The sequence below is a fragment of the Chromobacterium sp. INPA-IVC genome (assembly GCF_059047085.1).
Window position 1 is genome coordinate 62,834 of the sequence record NZ_JBTNLS010000006.1, and the last position, 24,635, is coordinate 87,468.

Below are 24,635 nucleotides of genomic sequence, written 5' to 3' on the forward strand. Positions count from 1 at the left end.
CGCCGACGCGGGGTTGAATGGACGAAGCCGCCGGCTCACAGCTCGCTGAGCCAGGCTTTTTCCTTCAATTGCTTCAATTCGTCGCGGATGCGCGCCGCCCGCTCGAACTCCAGATTGCGCGCGGCCTCCAGCATTTCCTTCTCCAGCCGCTTGATCTCCTTGGACAGCGTCTTCTCGTCCATCATCGCCACCTTGGCCTCGTCCACCAGCTTCTTGCGCTCGGCTTCGACGCTGTAGACGCCGTCGATGATGTCCTTGACCTTCTTCTCCACGCCGCGGGGGATAATGCCGTGCTCGGCGTTGAACGCCATCTGCTTGGCGCGGCGGCGCTCGGTCTCGTCCATCGCCTTGCGCATCGAATCTGTGATGCGATCGGCGTAGAGCAGCGCACGGCCGTTCAGGTTCCGCGCGGCGCGGCCTATGGTCTGGATCAGGCTGCGCTCGGAACGCAGGAAGCCTTCCTTGTCCGCGTCCAGGATCGCCACCAGGCTCACCTCGGGAATGTCCAGGCCCTCCCGCAGCAGGTTGATGCCGATCAGCACGTCGAACACGCCCAGGCGCAGGTCGCGGAGAATCTCCACCCGCTCCACCGTATCGATATCGCTGTGCAGATAGCGCACCTTGACGCCGTGCTCGGTGTAGTAGTCGGCCAGCTGCTCCGCCATGCGCTTGGTCAGCGTGGTGACCAGCACCCGCTCGCCGCGCTCCATCCGGTCGCGGATTTCGGACAGCAGGTCGTCCACCTGGGTCGCCACCGGACGGATCTCCAGCTGCGGGTCCACCAGGCCGGTCGGCCTCACCACTTGCTCCACCACCTGGCCGGCGTGGTCCTTCTCGTACACCGCCGGCGTGGCCGAGACGAAGATGGTCTGCGGCATCAGCTGCTCGAACTCGTGGAATTTCAGCGGCCGGTTGTCGGCGGCGGACGGCAGGCGGAAGCCGTATTCCACCAGGTTGGCCTTGCGCGCGGCGTCGCCCTTGTACATCGCGCCCACCTGCGGCACGGTGACGTGGCTCTCGTCGATGAACATCAGCGCGCTCTTCGGCAGGTAGTCGATCAGCGTCGGCGGCGGATCGCCCGGACCGCGGCCGGAAAAGTGGCGCGAGTAGTTCTCAATGCCCTTGCAGAAGCCCATCTCGTACAGCATTTCCAGGTCGAAGCGGGTGCGCTGCTCGATGCGCTGCGCCTCCACCAGCTTGCCCTCTTTCTGATACCACTCGATGCGGTAGCGCAGCTCGTCCTTGATCTGCTCGCAGGCGCGCAGCACGGTGTCGCGCGGCGTCACGTAGTGGCTGGACGGGAACACGGTGAAGCGGCCGACGCGCTGTTTCGTCGTGCCGGTCAACGGATCGAACAGCGTCAGCGTTTCAACCTCGTCGTCGAACAGGCTGACGCGCAGCGCGGTGTCGCTGCTTTCCGCCGGGTAGATGTCGATCACGTCGCCGCGCACGCGGAAGGTGCCGCGGCCGAAATCCAGGTCGTTGCGGCTGTACTGCATCGTGGTCAGCCGGCTGATGATGTCGCGCTGCGGCGTGGTCTCGCCTTCCTTCAGGTGCAGGATCATCTGGTGGTAGTCGGACGGATCGCCGATGCCGTAAATCGCCGACACCGTCGCCACGATGATGCAGTCGGGACGTTCCAATATCGACTTGGTGGCCGACAAGCGCATCTGCTCGATGTGCTCGTTGATGCTGGAGTCTTTCTCGATGAACAGGTCGCGGCTGGGAACGTAGGCTTCCGGCTGGTAGTAGTCGTAGTAGGAGACGAAGTACTCCACCGCGTTGTGCGGGAAGAATTCGCGCATCTCGCTGTACAACTGCGCCGCCAGCGTCTTGTTGTGCGCCATGATGATGGCCGGCCGTCCCGTCTGGGCGATGACGTTGGCCATGGTGTAGGTCTTGCCGGAGCCAGTCACACCCAGCAGAGTCTGGTAGGACAGGCCGTCGGACAGGCCCTCCACCAGCTTCTCGATGGCGGACGGCTGGTCGCCGGCCGGCGGGAAAGGCTGGTTCAGTTGAAACGGACTGTCGGGAAAAGTGAGCAGCATGGCGGCCCCGGAGCAATGGCGGAAAGGTTGATTTTACGCCCATATCCGCCCGATCTCACCTTCCGTTTCCCGATGCCCGGCAAAGGACCGCCAGGCAAGGAAAAGCCGCCGCCGAGCGCAGCCATGAAAAACCGCATTTTGCCCTACACAGAGCGGAGACATTGTTTAAAATGCAAACAGGACGCAACGGGTGCCTACAACAAATGATGCCAACATCTTGACTGATTTTGTCTGCAGATGCCGTGAAGATGCCGTCCGGTTTCCTCCAAAATAAGCGCACAGTGGAGTGACGCATGATCAAGAAAATCGCAAGCCTGCTGGTATCGGCGGCCCTGGCCATGCCGGTGCTGGCGGCTTCGCCCCAAGGCGTGCTGGTAGCCAGCGAAATGTCCGGCTACACCGCCCCCAGGCTCAATTCCCATTCGGTGCTGATCCTCAACGGTCTGACCGGAGAAGCTCTCTATGAAAAGAACGCCCACCAGCGCATGCCCATCGCGTCGATCAGCAAGCTGATGACGGCGATGGTGCTGCTGGATTCGGGCGTGTCGCTGGACCAGCAGGTCACGGTGTCCGACGCCGAGATCGACCGCCTGAAGCACACCACGTCGCGGCTGGCGGTCGGCACCACGCTCAGCCGGCAGGAAATGCTGCTGCTGGCGCTGATGTCGTCGGAAAACCGCGCCGCCGCCACGCTGGCGCGCACCACCTTCACCGGCGGCACCTCCATCTTCGTCGAGCGGATGAACCACAAGGCGCAGAGCCTGGGCATGACTGAAACCATCTTCCACGATCCCACCGGCCTGGATGTGCGCAACACCTCCACCGCCGCCGATCTGGCCAAGATGGTGCAGGCCGCGCAAAAATATCCGCTGATCCGCGAATTCACCACCACCGAGCGGCACCAGATCCTGTCGGTGCGCAACCGCGTGCTGCAATACAAGAACAGCAACGCCCTGGTGCGCGAAGGCGACTGGGACATCGCGGTGCAGAAGACCGGCTACATCCAGGAAGCGGGCCGCTGCATGGTGCTGCAGGCCGTCGTCGGCTCGCAGCCGCTGATCTTCGTGCTGCTGGACGCCGGCGCCAGCTCCGCGCGCGTCAACGACGCCAAGAACATCAAGATCTGGCTGGAGTCCCATCCCGGCAGCTGGCTGGCGGGCTGATCCGCAAGCGATTCCCGACCGGGCCGGCCATGCCGGCCCTTTTTCATGCCCCCCGCGCGTCCGGCCCGCATGCCGCCAACTGCCGCCACACCCAGTCGTGCGCGGCCGAACCCGCGTGCCGGCGATGGCGATACAGCTTCAAGCGGTACGGCGGAATGGCGAAGGGCGCGGGATACAGCCTCACGCCGGCGGCGTCGGCCAAGCGCAGCGCCGCGCGCCTGGGCAGCGTCATGATCAGCTCGCCGCCGCCGATGATGAACGGCGCCGCCAGCACCGACGGCAGCTGCAGCGCCACCTCCCTCGCCAGCCCCAGCCTCTCCAGCACCAGGTCCACCACGCCGCGCGGCTCGTTCCACGGCGTCACCACCGCGTGCCGCTCCGCCAGATAGGCCTCCAGGCTCAGATCGTTCCGAATGCGCGGATGGCCGCGGCTGGCGATGGCCACATACTCCTCCTCCGGCCAGTCGAATTCCTCGATGTCCGCCGGCGGCGGCCCGCCCTCTTCCGAATAGCCGAGCGCGAAATCCAGGCTGCCGGCCAGCAGCGCGTCCAGCGGCACCTTGCGCTCCGCCTGCACCACGCGAAAGCTCAAGCGCGGCGCCAGCGACTGCATCCGGCTCAGAAAGCCGGGCAGCACCGCGAAGGCGGTGTAGTCGGTGGCGGCCAGCACGAAGCGGCGCTCGCTGCGGGACGGGTCGAAATCCGCGCCCCGGCTCAAGCCATCGGACAGCAGCGCCAGAGCCGCCTCCACCACCGGCGCCAATTGCTCCGCCCTGGGCGTGGGCCGCATCCCGCCGCCTACCCGCACGAACAGCTGGTCCCCCAGGGCGATGCGCAGCCGCGACAGCGCGTGGCTGCAGGCGGAGGCGCTGATCGCCAGGCTGTCCGCCGCGGCCTGCACCGAGCCGGTGCGGAACAAGGCGTCCAGCAGCAACAGCAGATTGAGATCCAGCCCGCGCAGACTGGGATGAATATTTTTCATTTTCACCTGAAAACAATGCACTGTTTTCATTCTAACGCTTGCCATAAGATGTCCGAAACCGACATTTCCATCACAGCGGAGCAGCCGCATGCAGATTTCCATCACCCCGGCCGCGCCGCAAGACGCGGCCGAAATCCACCGCTTCATCACCGAGCTGGCCGTTTACGAGCGCGCCGAACACGAAGTGAAGGCCAGCGTCGCCGACATTGAAGCCACGCTGTTCGGGCCGCAGGCCAAGGCCCAGGCGCTGATGTGCCGCGTGGACGGCCAGCTGGCCGGCTTCGCCGTGTATTTCTTCAGCTACTCCACCTGGCTGGGCAAGAACGGGCTGTATCTGGAAGACTTGTACGTGACGCCGGAACTGCGCGGCGGCGGCGCCGGCAAGGCGCTGCTGCGGCATCTGGCCAAGCTGGCCTGCGACAACGATTGCGGGCGTTTCGAGTGGAGCGTGCTGGACTGGAACCAGCCCGCGATAGATTTCTATGAATCGATCGGCGCCGCGCCGCAAGCCGAGTGGATACGCTATCGGCTGGCGGGGGAAGGGCTGCGCCGCTTCGCCTATGGCGAGGACGCGGTCGCGGCCTGATCAGCCCGCCCCGTCCGTCTCCCGGCGGCTCCGCCGCCAATCCAGCCAGGAATGCGTCAGGCATTCGCCGGACCGGCACGCGGCGTCGCCCAGACAGCCGTCGCAGCTGTCCAGGCTCAGGCACTCCGGCCCGCACGGCGGCTCGCAGTAACCGGCCTGCCGCCGCCGCGCCGCCGGCGTTCTGGCCGCAGCTGAACAACGCAGCAGGCGCTCGCGCGCGATCCAGCCTCCGCGCCGCAAGCCGTGGCGGCGGATCGCCCGATAGGCCAGGCCGGAACATCCGCTCCGGCCGGTCGCGGCCCGATAAGCGCAGCCGTATCCCTTGCGCGGCGACAATTGCCGCTGGTACATCCGGATCAGCCACAGCGCCAATCGTTTCGACATGTTTCCCTCCTTTATCGCGCCGCGCATCATACCCATTCCCCGCCCGCGCTGCTAAAGTCGTCGCGAGCGCGCCCGCGCCGCAGGCGAGCGTTTCGGCGCAGCCGCGCCGCGCGCCGACGCTTAACATGCTCCCACCATCTAGCCACAGGAGAACCGATATGCGCACCACCCTGCTGATAGCCTGCCTGCTCGCCCTGCCACTGGCCGCCCAGGCCGACGCCTTCAAGCTGTCGAGCGACAGCATCGCCGACGGCATGCCGCTGAGCCTGAAACAGGTCTACCGCGGCTTCGGCTGCGAAGGCGGCAACATCTCGCCGCAGCTGTCGTGGAGCGGCGCGCCGGACGGCACCAAGAGCTTCGCGATCACCGCCTACGACCCGGACGCGCCCACCGGCAGCGGCTGGTGGCACTGGACCGTGGCGAACCTGCCGGCCAATGTGCATTCGCTGGCCGAAGGCGCCGGCGGCGAAGGCGGCAAACTGCCGCCGGGCGCGGTGCAGGGCCGCACCGACTACGGCGAAGCCCGCTTCGGCGGCGCTTGCCCGCCCGAAGGCGACAAACCCCACCGCTACCAGTTCACCGTCTGGGCGCTGAAGACCGACAAGCTGCCGATCGACGCCAACGCCAGCGGCGCGCTGGTGGGCTTCATGCTCAACGCCAACGCGCTGGGCAAGGCGCAGATCACCGCCACCTACGGCCGCTGAGCCCAATGGACGGCATCGCCCACCGGCTGAGCCGCATCGAGGCCGGCGAGATCCGCGCCCGCCTGCCGCAGCATGTGCGGCGGGTGCCGGTATTCACGCCGGCGCTGTGCCGCGTCCGCCTCGGCGGCAAGCGCATCCGGCTGGGCGAGCGGGAGATGTCGGCCGGGCCATCCCAACTGGTGCTGATGCCCGCCGGCTGCGAACTGGACATCGCCAACCTGCCGGGGCCCGATGGCTACCTGGCCGACGTGGTCAACCTGCCGCCGGGTCTGCTGGACCGTTTCCGTGACCGCCACGGCCCGCTGCTGCTGCGGCAGCGGCCGGGCCTCGAGCTTTGCCCGACGATGGACGGCGCGCTGCAGTCGGCGTGGAGCCTGCTGATCGACAGCCTGCATGGCGGCGCGGCGCCGGAAATCCGCCAGCATCATGCCGAGGGCGTGCTGCTGGCCCTGGCGCTGGCCGGCCAAGCAGGGCCATTGCTGCGAGAGCAATCCGGCAATTTGGCGCAGACGCTGAAACAGCTGCTGCTGCTGGACCCGGCCGCGCAGTGGAGCGTGGACGCGGCGGCGCGCCGGCTCAATCTGGGCGCGTCCACGCTGCGCCGCCGGCTGGCGGAAGAAGGCGCCGGATTCCAGGCGATCCTCGAAGAGGTGCGGATGGGCCTGGCCCTGCAGCAGGTGCAAAGCGGCCAGCGCCCCATCGCGCAGATCGCCGAGGCCAGCGGCTACGCGTCGGCCTCCCGCTTCGCCGCGCGCTTTCGCCAGCGTTACGGGCTCACGCCCAGCGCGCTGCGCCGGACGCTTTGAGCGCTCTGTCGCCGCTCAGCCCGCCTCCTGCCTCAGCTCCAGCAGATTGCCCGCCGGATCGCGGACGAACAGCTGCTCCAGCTTGTCCGCCGCCACGCTGCGCTGGCTGAAGAAAGCGATGCCCCTCTCCTTCAACTCCGCCGCGGCCCGCTCCAGGCTGGCCACCGTCAGCGCGACATGGTTGCTCACCGGATCCTGCCCCTCGCCCTGCGCATACGGCGATACACCATCCTTGCCCATGATGTGCAGCTGGGTGGCGTCCGGCAGATCGAGGAAGCAGCCGGGCACGCCGGGTATGTGCCAGCGCGACGGATCCGCTTCCAGACCGAACAGCTGGCCATAGAAAGCCTGCAGCGCCGCCACCTGATGCTTGGGCACGCTGAAGCCGACATGATGCAAAGCTTGCACTTCGATAGTCATCTCCGTTCCTTTTCCATATGAAGCCGGTTGATGCCGGCTCCCATATAATACGATAAACATATAGTTAGTTAAACTAATAAAATATGCGAGAACGGAGTTCGACTAGCCGCGCCTTTTCAGCTAGCATCATCGCGGCCCATCACATAGCCACAACCCAGCCAGGCGAATCCTCATGGACGCACGATACCCGCAAGACGCCAGCGCCGCCATGGCGCCCCATCTGCAACTGATGGCGGACACCGCCGACGCCGACACACCGCAAGACGCCGCGGCCGCCGGCCTGTTGCTGCTGTGGCTGGGCGACGACGTGCTGCTCAGGCTGAACCAGCATCTGTCGCCGCTGGGCATTTCGGAAAACAAGCTGCACGTGCTGCTGCTGTTCCGCCTGTTCGAAGACGGCCGGCTGGGCGCGGAGCCGCCGACGCCATCCAGCATCGCCGACTACTTCGGCATCACCCGCGCCTCGGCCACCGGCTTGCTGGACTGGCTGGAGAAGCGCCGGCTGATCGCCCGCCACCCCCACCCCGCCGACCGCCGCAGCCTGCAGCTTAGCCTGACTCAGGAAGCCCGCGCTCTGCTGGAGCAAGCGCTGCCCGACTTCTGGCGCGCCTGCGCCGGCCTGACCTCGCACCTGGACGCCCAGGAGCGCCAGCAATTGCTGCGCCTGCTGGCCAAGGTGTGGGGACAGGTCAAGAACTGAGCGAGGAAAAGCGCAGCAAGCGCGATTCGTCGACGCCGACGCCCAGCGTTCCGCCGACGAACAGCGCGTCCCCCAGCCACTCCGCCTCCCGCGCCGACAGCATCAACGCCAACGTGCCGGCCTGGGCCTCCACCCGCAGCCGCAGGCCGTCCGCCAGCGGCGTCAGCTCGACGATGCGCGCCGACGGCTGATCGTCGCCCAGCAGCAGCGCGCCCGGCGGCACCGCCGCATGCTCCAGCACGTTGTCGAAACCGATGAAGCGCGCCAGCCAGGCATTGGCCGGCGCGGCCAGCAGCTGCCGCGGCGCGGCGCATTGCAGCAGCCTGCCGTCCTTGAACACCGCCACCCGGTCCGCCAGCGCGAACGCCTCGTCGCGGTCGTGGGTGACGATGATGGCCGGGATGCCGGCCTCCCGCAGCAGCTCGCGGAACTCGCGCTGCAGCAGCCGGCGCAGATCGGCGTCCAGGCTGGAGAACGGCTCGTCCAGCAACAACAGCCTGGGGCGCGTGACCAGCGCCCGCGCCAACGCCACCCGCTGCTGTTCGCCGCCGGACAGCGTCCATACCTTGCGCGCTTCGTGCTCGGCCAGGCCTACCCGCGCCAACGTCCCACGAGCGCGCTTGGCCGCGTCGCGCTTGGACAGGCCCTGTTCTATCAACCCGAACATCACATTGCCCAGCGCGTCCAGATGCGGAAACAGCGCGAAGTCCTGGAACATCAGCGCGAAACCGCGCCGCTCGGGCGGCACCCGGGCCAGATCCTCGCCGTCGAAGGCCAGCGCGCCGCTGTCCGGCCGCTCCAGGCCGGCGATCATTTTCAGCAGCGTGCTCTTGCCGCAGCCGGACGGCCCCAGCAGGGCCAGCGTCTCGCCGGCGGACAGATCCAGCGACACGTCGTCGGCCACCACGCGCGCGCCGAAGCGCTTATTCAGGTTTCGCAGCGTCAGCACGGCTGTCCTCCTCCGGGCCGGCGCCGCCGGCGGTTTCGATGATCCAGAAAACGATGAGCGCCAGCAGCATCAGCACACAGGAGAGCTGCATCGCCGCATCGGCGTTGGCCTCGCCCGGACGGCCCAGCCGCTGGTAGATCAGCGTGGTCAGCGTCAGCCACTCAGGCCGCGACAGGAACAGCGTGACGGCGAACTCGCCGACCGCGGTGGCGGCGGCGAAGGCCAGCCCGCGCCGCATAGCCGGCTGCAACAGCGGCCAGGTGACGCGGCGGAAAGCCCGCCACGGGCCGGCGCCCAGGCCGCGGGCAGCGGCCAGCCAATGCGGCGGCTGGCCGTCCAGCGACGCCAGCGCCGCCTTGGCCACCAGCGGATAGGCCAGCAGCGCGTAGGCCGCCATCAGCAGGCCCAGCGCCCCGCTCCACTGCGGGTACAACAGCAGCAGGCCGAAGGCCACGCACACCGGCGAGGCGACGAAAGGCAGAAAGATGGCGGCGCGCAGCGCCAGGCTGCGGCCGCAGGCCAGCGCATGCGCCAGACCCAGCGCGCCGGCGGCCAATACGGTCACGCCGGTGAAGCGGGCGCTGTTCCACAAGGCCAAACGCGTATCCTCGTCCCACAACGCCGCCCACTCGGCGCCGGCGGAAAGGCCGCGCCACAGCACCGCCAGCAGCGGCAAACCGGTGCACAACAGCAGCGCCGACAACGCGGCGGCCAGCGCCAATCGCTCAGCCGGGCGCTCCACCCGCCGCAGCGGCAAGGGCTCCACCTTGGCCACCATGGCCAGCCGGCGCGCCAAGGCGGCGTAGACGGCGGCGATGCCGCCGCACACCAGCAAGGTCAGCAGCGCCAGCGCGCCGGCGTCGGCCAGGTTCAGCTCGTAAGCGACCAGAGTGTAGATCTCCACCTCCAGCGTCGCGTAGCGCTGGCCGCCCAGCACCAGCGCCAGGCCCAGGCCGGAGAAGCAGTACAGGAACACCAGGCATAGGCTGGACAGCAGCCACGGCAGCGCCGCCGGCCACTCCACGCGCCAGAACGCCCGCCAGCGGGTGGCCCCCAGCGTGCGCGCGGCGGCCAACCGGCTGGCCGGCACCTGGGAAAAGCCGTCACAGCCGGCGCGCACCACCAGCGGCAGATTGAAGAACAGATTGCCGTACAGCAGCAGCCACGGCGTGTCCTGCAGATTGACGCCGAACACGCCGCGCGGCCCGAACAGCGCCAGCACGCCCATCGCCGCCACCAGCGTCGGCATCACGAAGGGCAGCATCAGCAGCCGCAGCAGCAGCGCCCGCCCGGCAAAGCGGTAGCGGGCCAGCATCCAGGCCAGCGGCACGCCCAAGGCCAGGCACAACAGGCAGCTGGCCGATGCCTGGATCAACGACCACAACAGCCGCCAGCGCAGGTAATCATCGGCCAGCAAGGCGGGATTGAACTGCAGGCCGCCTTCGGCCAACAGGCGGGCCAGCGGCGCGACGGCCAGCAGAAAGAGAAAGGACAGCGGGAGTCCGGCCAGGATCAGCCGGGGCACGGCGGACTGCTTCAAACAAAAGCTCCAGACAACGGCCAATCAGCCGTCAGCACATCTTCGCAACCGTCGTCATCGCGCACCTGGCCCACCTTGGCGAAGCCAAGCTGGGCGGCCAGCGCCTGCGACGGCAGATTGCCGGGTTCGATCGACAACACCAGCTTCGCCACGCCGCCGCTTTGCGCCGCCCAGCCGGACATCGCCAGCAAGGCCTCGCGGGCGTAGCCCTGGCGGCGGAATTCGGGGTAGACCGCATAGCCGAGCTCGACGTCGCCATAGCCGTTCAAATAAGGATGGCCGGGCAACGTGTGGAAGTTGATGTGGCCGACCATGGCCAGATCGTCGCGGCGCAGCAGCGCCCGCACCGACCACGGCGCGTAGGCCGGCTCCGCCACGATGTCGGCCAGCCGCATTTTCATCAACGCCGTCTCCTCCATCCAGCCGTCGGCCGGACGGCTGCCCAGACGCGCCGCGGCGGCGTCGATGTCGCCGCGCAGGCAGGATTCGAGAAAATCCGCGTCCAGATGGCGCAGGATCAGGCGGGGGCTGGCGATGTCGTCGATCATGAGTGAGTTTCCAAGTGAACTTGCCCGGATCATAACAGAGGCGAAACCGGGCAAGTCATCGCCGGATCACTGCCCGGACTTCAGCACCACTCGCGTCCAGCGGCCAACCCAGGCGCGCTGCTTGGCGGCCAGCGTCGCGCTGTCGGGGGTGTCGTGCGCGGCCGGTTGCTCGGCGTGCTTGTAGACCGGGTCCAACGGGATGTTGTCCATCGCCGGGTACATCCACATCCGCGTCGGGATGTCCTTCTGCACCGCGTCCGAGCGCAGGAAGGCGATGAACTGCTGGGCGAGCTTGGGCTCCTTGCCGCCCTTGACCAGCGCCGCGCCTTCCACCTGGCGGAACACCGAGCCCGGCAGCAGCAGATTGGCGGTCGGCGCGTCGGCCGGCTTTTCCTTGCTGTAGAACACCTCGGCCGCCGGACTGGTGGCGTAGCTGACCACGATGGGCCGGCTGCCGCCGTTCTTGGAGAAGTCGGTGTAATAGGCCTCGGTCCAGCCCTTGCTCACCTTCAGGCCGTTGTCGCGCAGCTTGCCCCACAAGGCGAAGGCCTTGTCCTCGCCCAAGGCATGGATGGTGGCGGACAGGAAAGCCAGGCCCGGGCTGGAGGTGGCCGGGTTTTCCACCACCAGCAGGTTCTTGTAGGCGGGCTGCGTCAGGTCGTTCAGAGTCTTGGGCAGCGGCAGCTTGTTCTTGGCGAACCAGGCCTTGTCGTAGTTCAGCGTCACATAGCCGTAGTCGACGGCGGCCGCGCCCGGCAGGCTGACCTTGCCGTCGCGAGCCAGCTCCGCCGGCAACGGCCCGAGCGCGCCGGCTTGCTCGGCCTTGCCGATCAGGCTGTTGTCGAGGCCAAACACCACGTCGGCGATCGGGCTGCCCTTGGTCAGAATCAGCTTGTTGACCATCTCGCCGGCGTCGCCGGCCTTGATGATGGACACTTTGGCGCCGGTCTGCTTTTCAAACGCGGCGAGCAGCGGCTTGTCGACGCTGAACGAGCTGTGCGCGAGCACGCGCAATTCGGCCGCCTGGGCGGACAGGCCGGCCAGGCTCAAAGCGACGACGACGAGTTTTGGGAACAGCTTCATGGACAATCTCCGCGCGGTACGGCCACGGAGCAAGCAGGCAAGGCGGACAAGGTTCCGCTTCATCACGCTCCCTCCGCTGGCATGATCCAGATCAGGTTCTCAGGGTGTCTCTCAGCCCGCATGGCGGGCACCCCCGGTGACAGGGCGACAGTATAGCCCAGATGCGCAAACAACTTAACACTCTGGCCGGTCCGCTTAATACCGGAGCGAAGAGTGGCAACTATGCTCACAATCAATCGCTTATGCTAACGGCCTGCCGCGGTGAACCCATGATCAAAAGAATACTGCTCGCCTCCGCCCTGCTCGGCCTGCCCCTGATAGCGCTGGCCGGCATCGGCGCGGACGGCGCCCGCCATCTGCTGACACGCGCCGGCTTCGGCGCCAGCCCGGCGCAGATCGAAGCCTTCGCGCCGCTCAGCCGCGAGGCGGCGGTGGACAAGATACTGGCCGGCGCGCGCACCCAGGCGGCCACGCCGCCGCCGGGCTGGGCCAACGAGCCGTTCGAGCGCCCCGGCCAACCCGGCCTCACCGAGGATCAGAAAAAAGCGCTGCAACAGGAGCGCAACCAGCATGCGGTCGAGCTGCGCAGCTGGTGGCTGACCGAAATGCGCGACACCCCGTCGCCGCTGACCGAGAAGATGACCCTGTTCTGGCACAACCATTTCGTGTCGGCGCTGGACAAGGTGCGCTCGCCGCAGATGATGTACCAGCAGAACCTGCTGCTGCGCCACTACGCGCTGGGCGACTTCGGCCAGCTCTTGCATGCCGTGGCGCGCGATCCGGCGATGATGCGCTATCTGGACACCGCCAATAACCGCAAGGACCAGCCCAATGAGAACTTCGCCCGCGAGGTGATGGAACTGTTCACGCTGGGCGAAGGCCACTACAGCGAGCAGGACATCCGCGAGGCCGCGCGCGCCTTCACCGGCTGGGGCCTGGACCGCGACGACCAGTTCATCGTCCGCCCGCGGCTGCGCGACACCGGCGAGAAGATCATCTTCGGCCAGCGCGGCAATTTCGACGGTGACGACGTGATCGACCTATTGCTGCAACAGCCCAGCACCGCAATATTCGTCACCAACAAGCTATGGCGCAACTTCGTATCGCCCACGCCCGACGCCGCCACGGTCAACAGGCTGGCCGCCGATTTCCGCCGCAGCCATTACCAGTTGAAGCCCTTGATGCGCGCGCTGCTGTTGACGCCGCAGTTCTGGCGCAGCCAGGGGCAACTGGTGAAATCGCCGGTGGAGCTGACCATAGGCACGCTGGTGACCTTCGATCTCAACCCGCCGGACTGGCGAGTGATCGCCGGCCTGAACCGCCAGCTGGGCCAGGACGTGTTCGCGCCGCCCAACGTCAAGGGCTGGCCCGGCGGAGAGGCCTGGATCAACAGTTCCACCCTGCTCACCCGCAAACAATTCCTGGACCGCATAGCCCGCGACGCCGCGCCGGCGCGCGACGCCTACGCCCAGGCCGACGGCAGCCTGAACGAAATGGCCGGCCGCGAGGCGCGCATCCGCCGCTTCGTCGGCAACGGGCTGAACTCGATGAAGCTGCAACCCGATGAATGGGCCGCTGTCTACGGCGTCCGCACCGCCGCCGACGCCGCGCGGCTGCTGCTGGCCGTGCCGCCGGCCAACCCCCTGCCGCCGAACGCCAGCGGCGCCAAGGCCATCGCCCAATTGCTGCTGGACCCGGCCTACCAGGTGGAATGAGGAGCCCGCCATGTTCAAACGACGCGAATTCCTGAAAGCGGCCAGCGCCGGCCTGATGCTGACCGTGCTGCCCAATCTGTCCTGGGCGCTGGCGCCCGCCGGCTACAAGCGCCTGCTGGTGCTGGTGGAGCTGAAGGGCGGCAACGACGGCCTCAATACCGTGGTTCCCTACGGCAGCGCCGACTACTACCGGCTGCGCCCCGGCATCGCCGTCGCCCGCGAGCAGGTGCTGCAGATCAACGGCGACATCGGCCTGCATCCGTCGCTGGCGCCGCTGATGCCGCTGTGGCAGGACAAGCAGCTGGCGCTGCTGCAGGGCGTCGGCTACCCCGATCCCAACCTATCCCACTTCCGCTCGATCGAGATCTGGGATACGGCGTCGGCCAGCCAGCAATACCTGAGCGAAGGCTGGCTGACCCGGCTGTTCCATGAGCAGCCGACGCCGAAGAACTTCGCCGCCGACGGCGTGGTGCTGTCCAGCCAGGTGCTGGGGCCGCTGGACGGCGGCGCGCGCGCGGTAGTGCTGTCCAATCCGCAAGACTTCGCCCGCCAGGCCAAGCTGGTGGCCGACCAGCAGCCCGGCCACGCCGGCTCGGCGCTGGAGCATATTTTGAAAGTGGAAGGCGACATCCGCCAGGCCGCCGCCAGCCTGGCGCCGCTGCCGCGCACCGCGCCCAGCGAAGCGCCCACCGCCGGCCCCAAGCCCAACGGCGGCTTCGGCGTGGCGGTGCGCACGCTGACCGACACCCTGGCCCGCGGCGTGGACATCGCCGTCGCCCGCATCACGCTCACCGGCTTCGACACCCACGGCAACCAGCAGCCGACGCAAGGACGGCTGCTGGCCGAGCTGGCGGACGGATTGGCGCAGCTGAGAAGCGAGATGACGCGGCTGGGCCGCTGGGACGACACGCTGGTGCTGACATACGCCGAATTCGGCCGCCGCCCGCGCGAAAACGGCAATCGCGGCACCGACCACGGCACCGCCAACGTCCATTTCGCGCTGGGAGGCCGCGTCAACGGCGGCCTGTATGGCCAGACGCCGCAATTGGCCGGCGTCAGCGAGGGCAATCTGGCGCACGCGATCGATTTCCGCCAGGTTTACGCCACCGCGATAGACGGCTGGTGGGGCAAGGACAGCCATAACGTGCTGGGCGGGCGATTCGCCCCGTTGCCCTTGCTGCGCGTTTGACGCCGGCTCCGGCTCACGGCTCCGGGTACGGCGCGCCGAACTGGCTGCGGTACAAGCGCGCCACCGTCCCGTCCTGCCGCATCTCCGCCAGCGCCCGGGCAAACGCCTGGCACACCGGCTCCGGCACGCTCTTCCGGCTGAACACGTAGTAGCCATCGCCGGCCCGCCAGGACGGCTCCAGCGGCGCGATCTCCGGCTTCTCCGGCAGGCGGGCCAGCTCGCGGGTCGCCGTCGCCATCGTCGCCAGCATCAGATTGGTCCGGCCCAACTGCAATTTGCGCATGCTGACCGCCAGGGTCTCGCTGACCTCGACATGAACGTTCGGCGGCGGCGTCTGCAGCCAGCGGTCCAGCTGCGCGCCGTAGCTGTCGCCCCGGGTCACGCCCAAAAACACCTCCCCCTGGCGCCCCAGATCATCCAGTTGCCGCACCGTCCAGCGCGCGGCCTTGTCGCTGCGCGCCCACAGCCGGACTATCGTCGGACTGTAGCCCGGCGCAAAGCAGGCATAGGCCTCGCGCTCCGGCGTTCTCAAAGCCTGCATCGCCGCGTCCACCTGCCCCAGCCGCAGCTGCTGCAAGGTTCGGGGCCAGGGCATCAGTCGGTAGGACAGCCGGCATCCCAGCTTGTCCGCCGCCAGATTCAGCAACTGCACCGCGTAGCCGTCGGGCTCGCCGCTGCGCCCCCGGTAATGGAAAGGCGGCCATTCGTCCCAGCCTACGCTGAGCGGCCTGCCGCAAATTCCTTCGGCGACCGCCGGCAAGGTCCAGACTGCCAGCCAGATGACACGTCCGATTCCCAGCACCCATCCCTCCCGCAATCGGCAAGCGCAAGCGCGCGCCCTGACTATGTAGGATAGAAATCTCCGCAGCCCATGCGGGCCTCATCCCAAGCCGCGACGCGCCCAATCAACGGCCGGCGGCGATGGCCCCACACCCTGACCAGCCCGCGTCCGGCAGAAAACGGCCCCAGAACGCTCGTAGAAAGAACGCAAGCGGGCTCTGAAGCTCAGGGATCGGGATAAGCGATATTGAAACGGCTGCGGTAGAGCCGGTCCACCACGCCATCGCGTTTCATGTCGCGCAAGGCGCCGGCAAAAGCCTGGCACAGCTCGGGAGACACGCTGCGCTTGCTGAATACGTAAAAAGCTCCCCCTATCGGCCATGTCGGCGGCAAGGCCGCGATCGCAGGCTGTTGCGGCAAGCGGGCCAGCTCATTCGGCAGCGTGTCCATGCTAGCCAGCAACAGGTCTATCCGCCCCAGCTGCAGCTTGCGCAAACTGCCGGCCAGCGTTTCCCCGGGATCGATCTTCACCATGCCGGGGGGCGCTTTCAGCCAGCGGTCCCATACATCGCCGTAGCTGTCGCCATGCGTCACGCCCAGCCTCACCGTGCCCAGCTTGTCCAGATCCTGCAATTGGGAAACCGGCCAATGCGCCGCGCGATCTCCCCGCACCCATAGCCGCACCAGCGAGGAACTGTAACCCGGCACAAAACAAGCGTACGCCTCCCGCTCCGGCGTTTTCAACGCCTGCATCGCGACATCCACCGTACCCAGCTTCAGCTCCTGCAAGGTGCGCGACCAGGGAATCTGGCGATACGCCAGGCGACAGCCTATGCGCGCGGCAGCCTGGTTCAGCAGCTCCACCGAATAGCCCGCGGGCCGGCCATCCCGGCCTTGGTAATGATACGGCGGCCGTTCCTCCCAGCCCACCTGGATCGGCTTGCCGCATATCCCGCCCGCCATCGCCGGCAAAGCCCAGCATGCCAGGAAAGCAAAATTCCCGATGAACCGCACCGCCACCTCCCGCAACCGGCAAGCGCAAGCGCGCTCCCCTACAATGTAGGATAGAATCCCCATGCCGATGGCGTCCGGCGGACACAAGCAACGACCACCCAGCGACCGAACCACTGCCACATGACTTCGAACAATACCCAGAACAACGATCCTCACCAGACAGCGGAAGAGATTCCGCTGCCTCCGCCGGAAAGCGAAGTCACGCTGGCCAATCTGGCCATCCCGCTGGGCGAGACCATACTGACGCTCAGCGCCGACGGCCGACCCATCTACGGCATCCTGCAGCGCAGCCGGGCGATGACGGCCCAGTCCGACTACTTCCGCCTGCAGTTCCGCGGCTACGCCCGTTCCGACGGCGCGCACTGGCAGCCGCTGGAGGGGGACGACAGCCGCTTCCACGCGGTCTACAACCTGGCCTGGATCCGGGTGGACCGCCCCAGCAAGAGCGTGACTTTCGGCCCCAAGAGCGGCGTGCAAACCAGCCCTGGCCTAGCCGGCAGCGGACTCGACACCTATCTGTTCGCCAGCGTCATCACCTGGGCCAAGGGCGTCTGCCCCGAGTTCGCCATCAATCCCGGCATGATCACCATGGGCCAGACCCACTCCGAGGAAGAACGGCTGCGCTGCCACGCCTTCTTCGCCGGCCAGGGCTTCCAGTTCGAGTGGCAGGACCCGGCCCAGCGCACCGCGTTGTACTTCAAGGACAAGGTGAGCAAGCTCTTGGGCGTATGGAACAAGGAGGCCATCAAGGAGTTCGGCGGCGAGGAGATGCTGAAGACGCTGGCCGGCCAGGACGAGGCCCGCGCCGAGCTGCAGCAGCAGCTGGACAAGCTGGAAAGCGCCAACGACAGCATGAAGCGCGCGCTGCAGAAGGAAAAAAGCACCTCGCAGATCCTGACCGGGGTGCTGATACTGGCCGCCATTTTCGCGATCTGGGCCGTCATCTAGGGCCGAAGCCGTCTCAGAACCTGTTCATAGTCTCGCGAGCTCGCGCGAGACAAGGCGAAAACGGCTGAAGCAGCGGAATGCACATATGTACATGAGCATTCTGAAGCTGTTTTCAACGCCGCGTCGCCGACGCGCAGCAGAGATTGAACAGGTTCTCAGAACGAAGCGCCGGCCCTGGCCGCCTGATCGTAAATGCCGGCCAGGGTGCGCATCAGCTGGGCGATGTCGCCGATCAGCGGATTGGCGATGCCGCCGTCGCCCAGCGTGGCCATCAGGCACTGCTCGCGCACCTGCCGGTAGCGCTCGCACAGCTCGCGGCCGCTCTCCGTCGTGGAAAACAGCACTTCCTTGCCGCTTTTCTCGCTGGCCACATAGCCCATTTTGACCAGCTTTTTCAGGGCGTAGGACACCACATGGGTATCCTCCATGTTCAGCACGAAGCAGATGTCGGCCAGCTTTTTCTGTCGTCCGCGATGGTTGACGTGATGAACCAGCAGCACCTCGGTCGGCGTCATGTCCTTCTCGCCCGCCGCCGCCATGCAGCGCACCATCCAGCGGTGGAAAGCGTTGTTGACCACGGTCAGGCTGAACTCGAACTCGGACAGCTCCGGACTGCGCTCGGAAACCAGATGCTGCGAGGACACGATCTTAGGCAAATCTTGCGTCGTTGACACCCATTCTCTCCATATTGCGCCACAGCAGGTGGCAGGCCGCGAGGCAGCGATAAATTGACGAGAAATTCTCGACATAGCATCATCGCACCCATTCAAGCCATTATCATATCCATATTCCCGATTCACGCCATCCCGCACGCGATGCCATCCGACTCCTCTTCCACGCCGGCCATTCATTGGCTGGGCACCCAGGCGCTGGTGCTGGAACTGCCGCCGCCGGCCACGCTGGACCGCCAGCGCCGCATCTGGCGGCTGGCCGAGCAGCTGCGCGCCGACGCCGACTTCCGCGAAATCATTCCCGGCATGAACAACCTGACGCTGGAACTGCGCCCCGGCGCGAACGCCTCCGCGCTGCCCGCCCGGCTGCGCCGGCTGTGGCAACGCGCGGACGGCGCGGAGCACGCCGCGCGGGTGGTGGAAATTCCGGTGCGCTACGGCGGCCGCCACGGTCCGGATCTGGACAAGGTGGCGCGCCACTGCGGGCTGGCGCCGGACGAGGTCGTCGCCCGCCACTCCGCTGCCCGCTATACGGTGTTCTTCCTGGGCTTTCAACCCGGCTTCGCCTATCTGGGCGGCCTGGACCCCGCGCTGGCCGCGCCGCGCCGCGCCACGCCCAGGCAAACCGTGCCTGCCGGCTCGGTCGCCATCGGCGGCAGCCAGACTGGCATCTACCCCACCGCTTCCCCCGGCGGCTGGCAAATCATAGGGCGCAGCGACGCCGTGCTGTTCGACCCCGCGCGCCAGCCGCCCTGTCCGCTGCGGCCGGGCGATACGGTATGTTTCATTCCGCAGGAGGACGCCTGATGCTGGAAGTGATCAAGGCCGGCCCGCAAACCACGGTGCAGGACCTGGGCCGCTTCGGCGCGCGCCATCTGGGCGTGTGCCGCGCCGGCGCGATGGACGCGCTGGCGCTGACTGCCGCCAATCGCCTGGTGGGCAATCCCGCCGGCGCGGCCGCGCTGGAAATCACGCTGCCGCCGGCAGGCTTCCGGCTGCTGCGCGACGGCATGCTGGCATTGGCCGGCGCCGACTGCCGCGCCACGCTGGACGGCGAGCCGGTATGGCCGGGCTGGCGCACCGCCTTCCGCGCCGGCCAGACGTTGAGGCTGGAAGCGCCAAGCAGCGGCATGCGCGCCTACCTGGCGATCGACGGCGGCGTGAATGTGCCCCTGCTGATGGAGTCGGCCAGCACTGACCTGATGGCCGGCTTCGGCGGGCTCTACGGCCGCGCGCTGCGCGACGGCGACCGGCTGCCGCTGGGCAGGCCGCTGCCGCCGCGCGGCAAGCTTGGCGTCTGGCTGCCGAGGCCGGGCAACCGCATCCGCGTCTGTCCGGGGCCGGAATACGCCTTGCTGCCCAAATCCGCCCGCCAGCGGCTGTGGAGCCATCCCTGGCAGCTGACCCCGCGCAGCAACCGCATGGGCTACCGGCTGGCAGGGCCGGCGCTGAGCTTGAGCGAGCCGGTGGAGATGCCGTCCCACGGCGCGCTGCCGGGCTTGATCCAGCTGCCGCCGGACGGCCAGCCCATCGTGCTGATGGCCGACGCCCAGGCCACCGGCGGCTACCCCCGGCTGGGCATGGTGGTGGCCGCCGACCTGTGGCAGCTGGGCCAGGCGCGGCTGGGCAGCCAGCTGCACTTCATCGAAGCCGGCCGCGATGACGCCGAACAGGCCGACCGGGAGCTGCAACGCTATCTGCGGAGAATCGAAAGGGTGTGCGATGAACATTGATCTCAACGCCGATGTCGGCGAAGGCTGCGGCAGCGACGCCGAGCTGCTGGACTTGGTCAGCTCCGCCAACATCGCCTGCGGCTGGCACGCCGGCGACGCCGACAGCATGCGCAAAACCGTCCTGCTCGCCCTTGAAAGGGGCGTCGCCATCGGCGCCCACCCCAGCTTTCCCGACCGGGAACACTTCGGCCGCCGCGAAATGCGGCTGCCGATGGAAACGGCGCGGGCCGGCCTGCTGTACCAATTGGGCGCGCTGGACGCCATCGTCCGCGCCGAGGGCGGCCAGCTGCGGCATGTCAAGCCGCACGGCGCGCTGTACAACCAGGCCGCGCGCGACCCCGAGCTGGCCAAGACGCTGGCCCGCGCGATCCGCGACTACAACCCCGCGCTGCGGGCAGTCGGCCTGGCCGGCGGCTGCTTCATCGACGCCTGCCTCGCCGAAGGGCTGGACACATGGCAGGAAGCCTTCGCCGACCGCGGCTACCGCGCCGACGGCAGCCTGGTGCCGCGCGGCTCGCCCGGCGATCTGCTGGCGGACGACGCCGCCATGCTGGCCCAGGCGGAAGACATGGTATTGCGGCAAACCGTGGCCGCGGCGGACGGCCAGCGCGTGGCTGTTCGCGCCGACACCCTGTGCCTGCACGGCGACGGCGCCCACGCGCTGCGCTTCGCCCGCCTGCTGCGCCGGCGGCTGGAAGCGCTGGGCGTGGAAGTGCGCGCCGGCTGAAACGGCATCATCGAGCCGATAAGGACGAATCATGGACCAAAGCGTCAATCTATGGCCGCTGCTCGGCATCGCCGCCGTCATCATCGGCTTCCTGCTGCGCGGCAATCCGTTGCTGGTGGTCTGCTGCGCCGGCATCGTCACCGGCGCGGCGGCGGGGCTGGATCCGCTGGCCATTCTGGCCAAGGTGGGCGACGGCTTCATGAAAACCCGCAGCCTGTCGGCCGCCCTGCTGCTGGCCTTGCTGGCGGTCGGACTGGCGGAGCGCCACGGCTTGCGCGAACGCGCCTACCGCTGGATACAGGACATCGGCGACGCCACCGCCGGCGGCCTGCTGATCGTCTACCTGCTGGCGCGCCAGCTGTCGGCCGCGCTGGGCCTGTCCGCCCAGGGCGGGCACCCCCAGGTGGTACGGCCCATCCTGGTGCCGATGGCGGAGGGCGCCTGGGAAAAGCTGCACGGCAAGCTCAGCGCCGCGCAGCGCACGCGCCTGCGCGCGATGTGCGCGGCCACCGACAACATCGGCCTGTTTTTCGGCGAGAATCTGTTCGTCGCCTTCAGCGCCGTGATCCTGATGCACGCCTTCATGCGGGAGAACGGCCACGCGCTGGACCCGCTCTACCTGGCGCTGTGGGGCATTCCCACCGCCATGTTCGCCTTTCTGATCCACGCCGGCCGGCTCGCCTGGCATGAATATCGCCTCAGCCGCGCCGCCCAACAGGAGGATCTGGAATAATGCTGCTGGCGCAATACCTGTACTGGCTGGTGGGCTGCATCCTGCTGCTAACCGCCGGCATGACGCTGCGGGACAGGCACCACCCGCGCCGACTGGGCAGCGCGGCCTTCTGGGGCTTGTTCGGCCTGCTGTTCATCGCCGGCGACTGGCTGCCCGCGGAGCTGGCCGGCGCGATGGTGCTGGCCATGGTGCTGCTGGCCGGGCTGGGGCGGCTGGCGCCGGGCCGGCATGACGCGCTGCCGCCCGAACGCCTGCAGGACAGCCTGCGGCGGCTGGGCAACCGCATCTTCCTGCCGTCGCTGCTGCTGCCGCTGCTGACCATCGCGCTGAGCCTGCTCGCCCGCCGCCTTCCATCCCCCGGCGCCCCGCTGCTGGACCCCAAAAACATCACCATCATGGCGCTGGGCATCGCCTGCCTGGCGTCCACCGCCCTGGCCTGCCGGCTCACCCGGGAAACGCCGCTGCAGGCGGTGCGGGAAACCCGCCGCCTGCTGGACAACGTGGGCTGGGCCTTCCTGCTGCCCCAGGTGCTGGCCTTGCTGGGCCTGCTATTCGCCGACGCCGGCGTCGGCAAAGCCATCGCTCACCTCTCGGCGCATTACCTGCCGCTGGATATCCGTTGGCTGGCGGTGCTGACCTATGTGCTGGGAATGGCCTTGTTCACGGTGATCATGGGCAACGCTTTCGCCGCCTTCCCGGTGATGACAGCCGGCATCGGCCTGCCCTTCCTGGTGGGCGCCCATCACGGCGACCCGGCGGTGATGGCGGCCATCGGCATGTTCTCCGGCTATTGCGGCACGCTGATGACGCCGATGGCGGCCAACTTCAACATCGTGCCGGCGGCATTGCTGGAGCTGCCGGACCGCAACGCGGTGATCAAGGCCCAATTCCCCACCGCGCTGGCCTTGCTGGCGGTGAATGCCGTATTGTTGGACTGGCTGATGTTCCGCTGAGGAAATGACCGTATGAAAACCGTCTTGCTGACCGGCTTCGAGCCTTTCGGCGGCGAAACCATCAATCCGTCCTGGGAGGCCGCGCGCCGCCTGGATGGCGAGACCATCGCCGGCGCGCGCGTGCACGCGCGGCTGCTGCCCTGCGCGTTCGGCTCGGCGCTGCACGCGCTCAACCGCGAGCTCGACGCGCTGCGCCCCGACATCGCCATCGCCGTGGGCCAGGCGGGCGGGCGGCCCGACATCGCGGTGGAGCGCGTGGCGATCAATATCGACGACGCCCGCTTTCCCGACAACGCCGGCCGGCAGCCGATAGACCAGCCGGTCGTCGCGGATGGCCCCGCCGCCTACTTCGCCACGCTGCCGATCAAGGCCATCGTCGCCGCGCTGCGGGAGCGCGGCCTGCCCGCCACCGTGTCGCAAAGCGCGGGCACCTTCGTCTGCAACCACGTGATGTACGGGCTGCTGCACCGCGGCGGCTTGCGCGGCGGCTTCATCCATCTGCCCTTCCTGCCGGAACAGGCGGTCCGGCATCCCGGCGCCTTCAGCCTGACGCTGGACGACTGCGTGGCGGCGCTGCGGCTGGCGGTGGAGCTGTCCGTAACGCGCGAACGCGACCTCGCGCTCAGCGGCGGCAGCCTACACTAGATGTGAAAAGACCCGGCATCGCCGGGTCTCGCAGTGCTCGCCATCCAATACTTCAGACGTCGTCGGTCTCCGCCCAGCCCTGGCGGTCGCCGCGGGTGACTACCGCGTCGTCCGGCGCGATGTCTCCGGCGCCCCACGGCTTCGCCTCTGCCAGTTGCTGGTAGAGCGGCGTGAAATCCGGCGCGGTGGCGTCGAACAGCTGCTTGAAGCTGTCGATGACGAAGTAGGTTTTCTGGAAGGTGTCGATCCGGTAGCGCGTGTTCATGATGCGCATCAGGTCGAAGCCGACGCGGTTGGGGCTCGCGCTCTCCAGGCAGTAGATCGACTCCGACTTGCTGGACAGAATGCCCGCGCCGTAGATGCGCATGCCCGCCGGAGTCTGGATCAGGCCGAATTCCACCGTGTACCAGTACAGCCGCGCCAGCATCGGCAGCGCGCCCAGCGCCTTGGCCTTCACCCCGCCCTTGCCGTAAGCCTCCAGGTAGTCGGCGAACACCGGATTGATCAACAAGGGCACGTGGCCGAACAGATCATGGAACACGTCCGGCTCCTGCAGGTAGTCGAGCTGGTGCGGCTCGCGCAGCCACCAGGTGACCGGGAAGCGGCGGTTGGCCAAGTGCTCGAAGAATACGTCGTCCGGGATCAGGCCCGGCACCGCGACGATCTTCCAGCCGGTGGCGGCCATCAGCTTCTCGTTGAGCTTATTGAAGTCCGGCACCCGGTCGGCGTCCACTTCCAGGCGCTCCAGGCCTTCCAGGAATTCGTCGCAGGCGCGGCCGGGCAGCAGCGTGCATTGGCGCTGGTACAGCGTGGCCCAGGTGGCATGATCTTCCGCGCTATAGCGATCCAGCGGCTGCGGCAGGGTGAAGTCGTTGGCGTCGTGGCTCAATCCGACATTTTTTCGGGTGGTGATGTCGGGCACCACAAAGTCGGCGCGGTCGTTCATTGCTGGGCTCCGTAGAATTTGGCGATTTACTCTAGTTTAGCCCGGTCGTCATGCGGGAAGACCGCATTATTTGCTGTTTCGCAGTAAATTTTGCATACTTACCGCATCAAACGTCATAAATTGCACAAAATGCGCAAAATTGAATTAGACCGCTTCGACCTGCAGATCCTGCACCTGTTGCAACAGGATGCCCGCGCCACTCATCAAAAGCTGGCCCAGGACATCCCGCTGTCCGCTTCCCAGATCGGCCGTCGCATCCAGCGCATGGAACAGAACGGGGTGATCCAGGGCTATCAGGTGGCGCTCAATCCCGAGCATGTCGGCCTGTCGGTGATGGCCTTCGCCAATGTCAGCCTGGAGCGGCACAACGAAGCCGCGCTGCTGGACTTCGCCCAATCCATCGACAATCTGCCCGAGGTGCTGGAATGCTACGCAGCGGCCGGCGAGGCCGACTACCTGCTGCGCATCGTGGTGCCGGACCTGCCGTCGCTGTCGTCATTCGTGATGAACAAGCTGATGCAGCTGTCGCTGGTGCGCAGCGTGAAATCCACCATCGTGCTCAACGCGATCAAGCAGACCATGAAGCTGCCGCTGTCCTCGCTTCCCTGAACCTCCCGAAACTCTCTGACATTTCTGTCCGTCTACTCTCCATGCCGCCGCGGCTATAC

The 24,635-nt window shown here is 67.4% G+C and carries 27 protein-coding genes and 1 riboswitch; of the genes, 15 read left to right on the forward strand and 12 right to left on the reverse strand.

Annotation, left to right across the window (positions count from 1 at the left end):
- Positions 1–35: 35 nt before the first annotated feature.
- Positions 36–2,048 carry an excinuclease ABC subunit UvrB gene (gene uvrB / locus ACX17K_RS11985; protein ID WP_021477687.1) on the reverse strand — a complete coding sequence of 671 codons (2,013 nt, stop codon included), beginning with the start codon at positions 2,046–2,048 and terminating at the stop codon, positions 36–38.
- Between the two features lie 293 nt (positions 2,049–2,341).
- Here uvrB and ACX17K_RS11990 point away from each other — a divergent pair, with 293 nt between their 5' ends.
- Positions 2,342–3,211, forward strand: coding sequence for a serine hydrolase (locus ACX17K_RS11990; protein ID WP_231151722.1), 870 nt, complete (start codon positions 2,342–2,344; stop codon positions 3,209–3,211).
- Between the two features lie 43 nt (positions 3,212–3,254).
- Here ACX17K_RS11990 and ACX17K_RS11995 read toward each other — a convergent pair whose 3' ends face one another.
- Positions 3,255–4,193, reverse strand: a complete 939-nt coding sequence (locus ACX17K_RS11995; RefSeq protein WP_493774977.1) for a LysR substrate-binding domain-containing protein — start codon at positions 4,191–4,193, stop codon at positions 3,255–3,257.
- 88 nt (positions 4,194–4,281) lie between these two features.
- Here ACX17K_RS11995 and ACX17K_RS12000 point away from each other — a divergent pair, with 88 nt between their 5' ends.
- Positions 4,282–4,779 (forward strand): GNAT family N-acetyltransferase, encoded by a 498-nt coding sequence (locus ACX17K_RS12000; RefSeq protein ID WP_493774978.1) that lies wholly within the window; start codon positions 4,282–4,284, stop codon positions 4,777–4,779.
- On the opposite strand, the gene yidD is transcribed toward ACX17K_RS12000, so the two are convergent.
- Positions 4,780–5,163: a membrane protein insertion efficiency factor YidD gene (gene yidD / locus ACX17K_RS12005; protein WP_493774979.1), complete on the reverse strand. Its 384-nt coding sequence runs from the start codon at positions 5,161–5,163 to the stop codon at positions 4,780–4,782. It abuts the gene before it with no gap.
- Between the two features lie 158 nt (positions 5,164–5,321).
- On the opposite strand from yidD, the gene ACX17K_RS12010 reads away from it, so the two are divergent.
- Entirely contained in the window at positions 5,322–5,867 is a 546-nt protein-coding gene (locus ACX17K_RS12010) for a kinase inhibitor (RefSeq protein WP_231162749.1), read from the forward strand.
- Between the two features lie 5 nt (positions 5,868–5,872).
- The gene (locus ACX17K_RS12015) at positions 5,873–6,673 is read left to right on the forward strand and encodes a helix-turn-helix transcriptional regulator (RefSeq protein WP_493774980.1); all 801 of its coding nucleotides are present in this window, start codon (positions 5,873–5,875) and stop codon (positions 6,671–6,673) included.
- Positions 6,674–6,688: 15 nt separating this feature from the next.
- Here the strand turns inward: ACX17K_RS12015 and ACX17K_RS12020 are convergent, their stop codons facing one another.
- Positions 6,689–7,093 carry a VOC family protein gene (locus ACX17K_RS12020; RefSeq protein ID WP_493774981.1) on the reverse strand — a complete coding sequence of 135 codons (405 nt, stop codon included), beginning with the start codon at positions 7,091–7,093 and terminating at the stop codon, positions 6,689–6,691.
- Positions 7,094–7,265: 172 nt separating this feature from the next.
- On the opposite strand from ACX17K_RS12020, the gene ACX17K_RS12025 reads away from it, so the two are divergent.
- Positions 7,266–7,793: a MarR family winged helix-turn-helix transcriptional regulator gene (locus tag ACX17K_RS12025; RefSeq protein WP_493774982.1), complete on the forward strand. Its 528-nt coding sequence runs from the start codon at positions 7,266–7,268 to the stop codon at positions 7,791–7,793.
- Here ACX17K_RS12025 and ACX17K_RS12030 read toward each other — a convergent pair.
- The 4 genes from ACX17K_RS12030 to ACX17K_RS12045 form a co-directional block, all read right to left on the reverse strand.
- Positions 7,783–8,742 (reverse strand): ABC transporter ATP-binding protein, encoded by a 960-nt coding sequence (locus ACX17K_RS12030; protein ID WP_493774983.1) that lies wholly within the window; start codon positions 8,740–8,742, stop codon positions 7,783–7,785. The two genes, ACX17K_RS12025 and ACX17K_RS12030, sit on opposite strands and share 11 nt — an antisense overlap.
- Positions 8,717–10,282 (reverse strand): ABC transporter permease, encoded by a 1,566-nt coding sequence (locus ACX17K_RS12035; protein WP_493774984.1) that lies wholly within the window; start codon positions 10,280–10,282, stop codon positions 8,717–8,719. The genes ACX17K_RS12030 and ACX17K_RS12035 overlap by 26 nt, the downstream gene beginning before the upstream one ends.
- Positions 10,279–10,830, reverse strand: coding sequence for a GNAT family N-acetyltransferase (locus ACX17K_RS12040; RefSeq protein ID WP_493774985.1), 552 nt, complete (start codon positions 10,828–10,830; stop codon positions 10,279–10,281). The genes ACX17K_RS12035 and ACX17K_RS12040 overlap by 4 nt, the downstream gene beginning before the upstream one ends.
- Before the next feature lie 66 nt (positions 10,831–10,896).
- The gene (locus ACX17K_RS12045) at positions 10,897–11,913 is read right to left on the reverse strand and encodes a thiamine ABC transporter substrate-binding protein (protein ID WP_493774986.1); all 1,017 of its coding nucleotides are present in this window, start codon (positions 11,911–11,913) and stop codon (positions 10,897–10,899) included.
- Between the two features lie 50 nt (positions 11,914–11,963).
- Positions 11,964–12,058, reverse strand: a riboswitch (TPP riboswitch).
- A gap of 124 nt (positions 12,059–12,182) precedes the next feature.
- On the opposite strand from ACX17K_RS12045, the gene ACX17K_RS12050 reads away from it, so the two are divergent.
- Positions 12,183–13,628, forward strand: a complete 1,446-nt coding sequence (locus ACX17K_RS12050; RefSeq protein WP_493774987.1) for a DUF1800 domain-containing protein — start codon at positions 12,183–12,185, stop codon at positions 13,626–13,628.
- A gap of 10 nt (positions 13,629–13,638) precedes the next feature.
- Positions 13,639–14,817 (forward strand): DUF1501 domain-containing protein, encoded by a 1,179-nt coding sequence (locus ACX17K_RS12055; RefSeq protein ID WP_493774988.1) that lies wholly within the window; start codon positions 13,639–13,641, stop codon positions 14,815–14,817.
- Between the two features lie 13 nt (positions 14,818–14,830).
- Here the strand turns inward: ACX17K_RS12055 and ACX17K_RS12060 are convergent, their stop codons facing one another.
- The gene (locus ACX17K_RS12060; RefSeq protein WP_493774989.1) at positions 14,831–15,619 is read right to left on the reverse strand and encodes a substrate-binding periplasmic protein; all 789 of its coding nucleotides are present in this window, start codon (positions 15,617–15,619) and stop codon (positions 14,831–14,833) included.
- 203 nt (positions 15,620–15,822) lie between these two features.
- Positions 15,823–16,560 (reverse strand): substrate-binding periplasmic protein, encoded by a 738-nt coding sequence (locus tag ACX17K_RS12065; RefSeq protein ID WP_493774990.1) that lies wholly within the window; start codon positions 16,558–16,560, stop codon positions 15,823–15,825.
- Positions 16,561–16,731: 171 nt separating this feature from the next.
- Here ACX17K_RS12065 and ACX17K_RS12070 point away from each other — a divergent pair, with 171 nt between their 5' ends.
- Positions 16,732–17,559: a hypothetical protein gene (locus tag ACX17K_RS12070; protein ID WP_493774991.1), complete on the forward strand. Its 828-nt coding sequence runs from the start codon at positions 16,732–16,734 to the stop codon at positions 17,557–17,559.
- A 155-nt stretch (positions 17,560–17,714) separates the two neighbouring features.
- Here ACX17K_RS12070 and ACX17K_RS12075 read toward each other — a convergent pair whose 3' ends face one another.
- A complete protein-coding gene (locus tag ACX17K_RS12075) occupies positions 17,715–18,233 on the reverse strand; it encodes a winged helix DNA-binding protein (protein WP_231151737.1) in 519 nt (172 codons plus the stop codon).
- 141 nt (positions 18,234–18,374) lie between these two features.
- On the opposite strand from ACX17K_RS12075, the gene pxpB reads away from it, so the two are divergent.
- From pxpB to pcp, 6 genes are read left to right on the forward strand one after another with little or no spacing between them, the layout of a single operon-like run.
- Positions 18,375–19,037, forward strand: coding sequence for a 5-oxoprolinase subunit PxpB (gene pxpB, locus ACX17K_RS12080; RefSeq protein WP_493774992.1), 663 nt, complete (start codon positions 18,375–18,377; stop codon positions 19,035–19,037).
- Positions 19,010–19,963, forward strand: a complete 954-nt coding sequence (locus tag ACX17K_RS12085; RefSeq protein ID WP_493774993.1) for a 5-oxoprolinase subunit C family protein — start codon at positions 19,010–19,012, stop codon at positions 19,961–19,963. Before pxpB ends, ACX17K_RS12085 begins: the two co-directional genes overlap by 28 nt.
- Entirely contained in the window at positions 19,953–20,690 is a 738-nt protein-coding gene (pxpA, locus tag ACX17K_RS12090) for a 5-oxoprolinase subunit PxpA (RefSeq protein ID WP_493774994.1), read from the forward strand. The genes ACX17K_RS12085 and pxpA overlap by 11 nt, the downstream gene beginning before the upstream one ends.
- A 31-nt stretch (positions 20,691–20,721) precedes the next feature.
- Positions 20,722–21,423 (forward strand): DUF969 domain-containing protein, encoded by a 702-nt coding sequence (locus ACX17K_RS12095; protein ID WP_493774995.1) that lies wholly within the window; start codon positions 20,722–20,724, stop codon positions 21,421–21,423.
- Positions 21,423–22,376: a DUF979 domain-containing protein gene (locus tag ACX17K_RS12100; RefSeq protein ID WP_493774996.1), complete on the forward strand. Its 954-nt coding sequence runs from the start codon at positions 21,423–21,425 to the stop codon at positions 22,374–22,376. Before ACX17K_RS12095 ends, ACX17K_RS12100 begins: the two co-directional genes overlap by 1 nt.
- A gap of 12 nt (positions 22,377–22,388) precedes the next feature.
- Positions 22,389–23,021 (forward strand): pyroglutamyl-peptidase I, encoded by a 633-nt coding sequence (gene pcp / locus ACX17K_RS12105; RefSeq protein ID WP_231151749.1) that lies wholly within the window; start codon positions 22,389–22,391, stop codon positions 23,019–23,021.
- Between the two features lie 52 nt (positions 23,022–23,073).
- Here pcp and phhA read toward each other — a convergent pair whose 3' ends face one another.
- A complete protein-coding gene (gene phhA, locus ACX17K_RS12110) occupies positions 23,074–23,967 on the reverse strand; it encodes a phenylalanine 4-monooxygenase (protein WP_231151751.1) in 894 nt (297 codons plus the stop codon).
- A gap of 129 nt (positions 23,968–24,096) precedes the next feature.
- Here phhA and ACX17K_RS12115 point away from each other — a divergent pair, with 129 nt between their 5' ends.
- Positions 24,097–24,576, forward strand: a complete 480-nt coding sequence (locus ACX17K_RS12115) for an Lrp/AsnC family transcriptional regulator (protein ID WP_043618703.1) — start codon at positions 24,097–24,099, stop codon at positions 24,574–24,576.
- Positions 24,577–24,635: the final 59 nt, after the last annotated feature.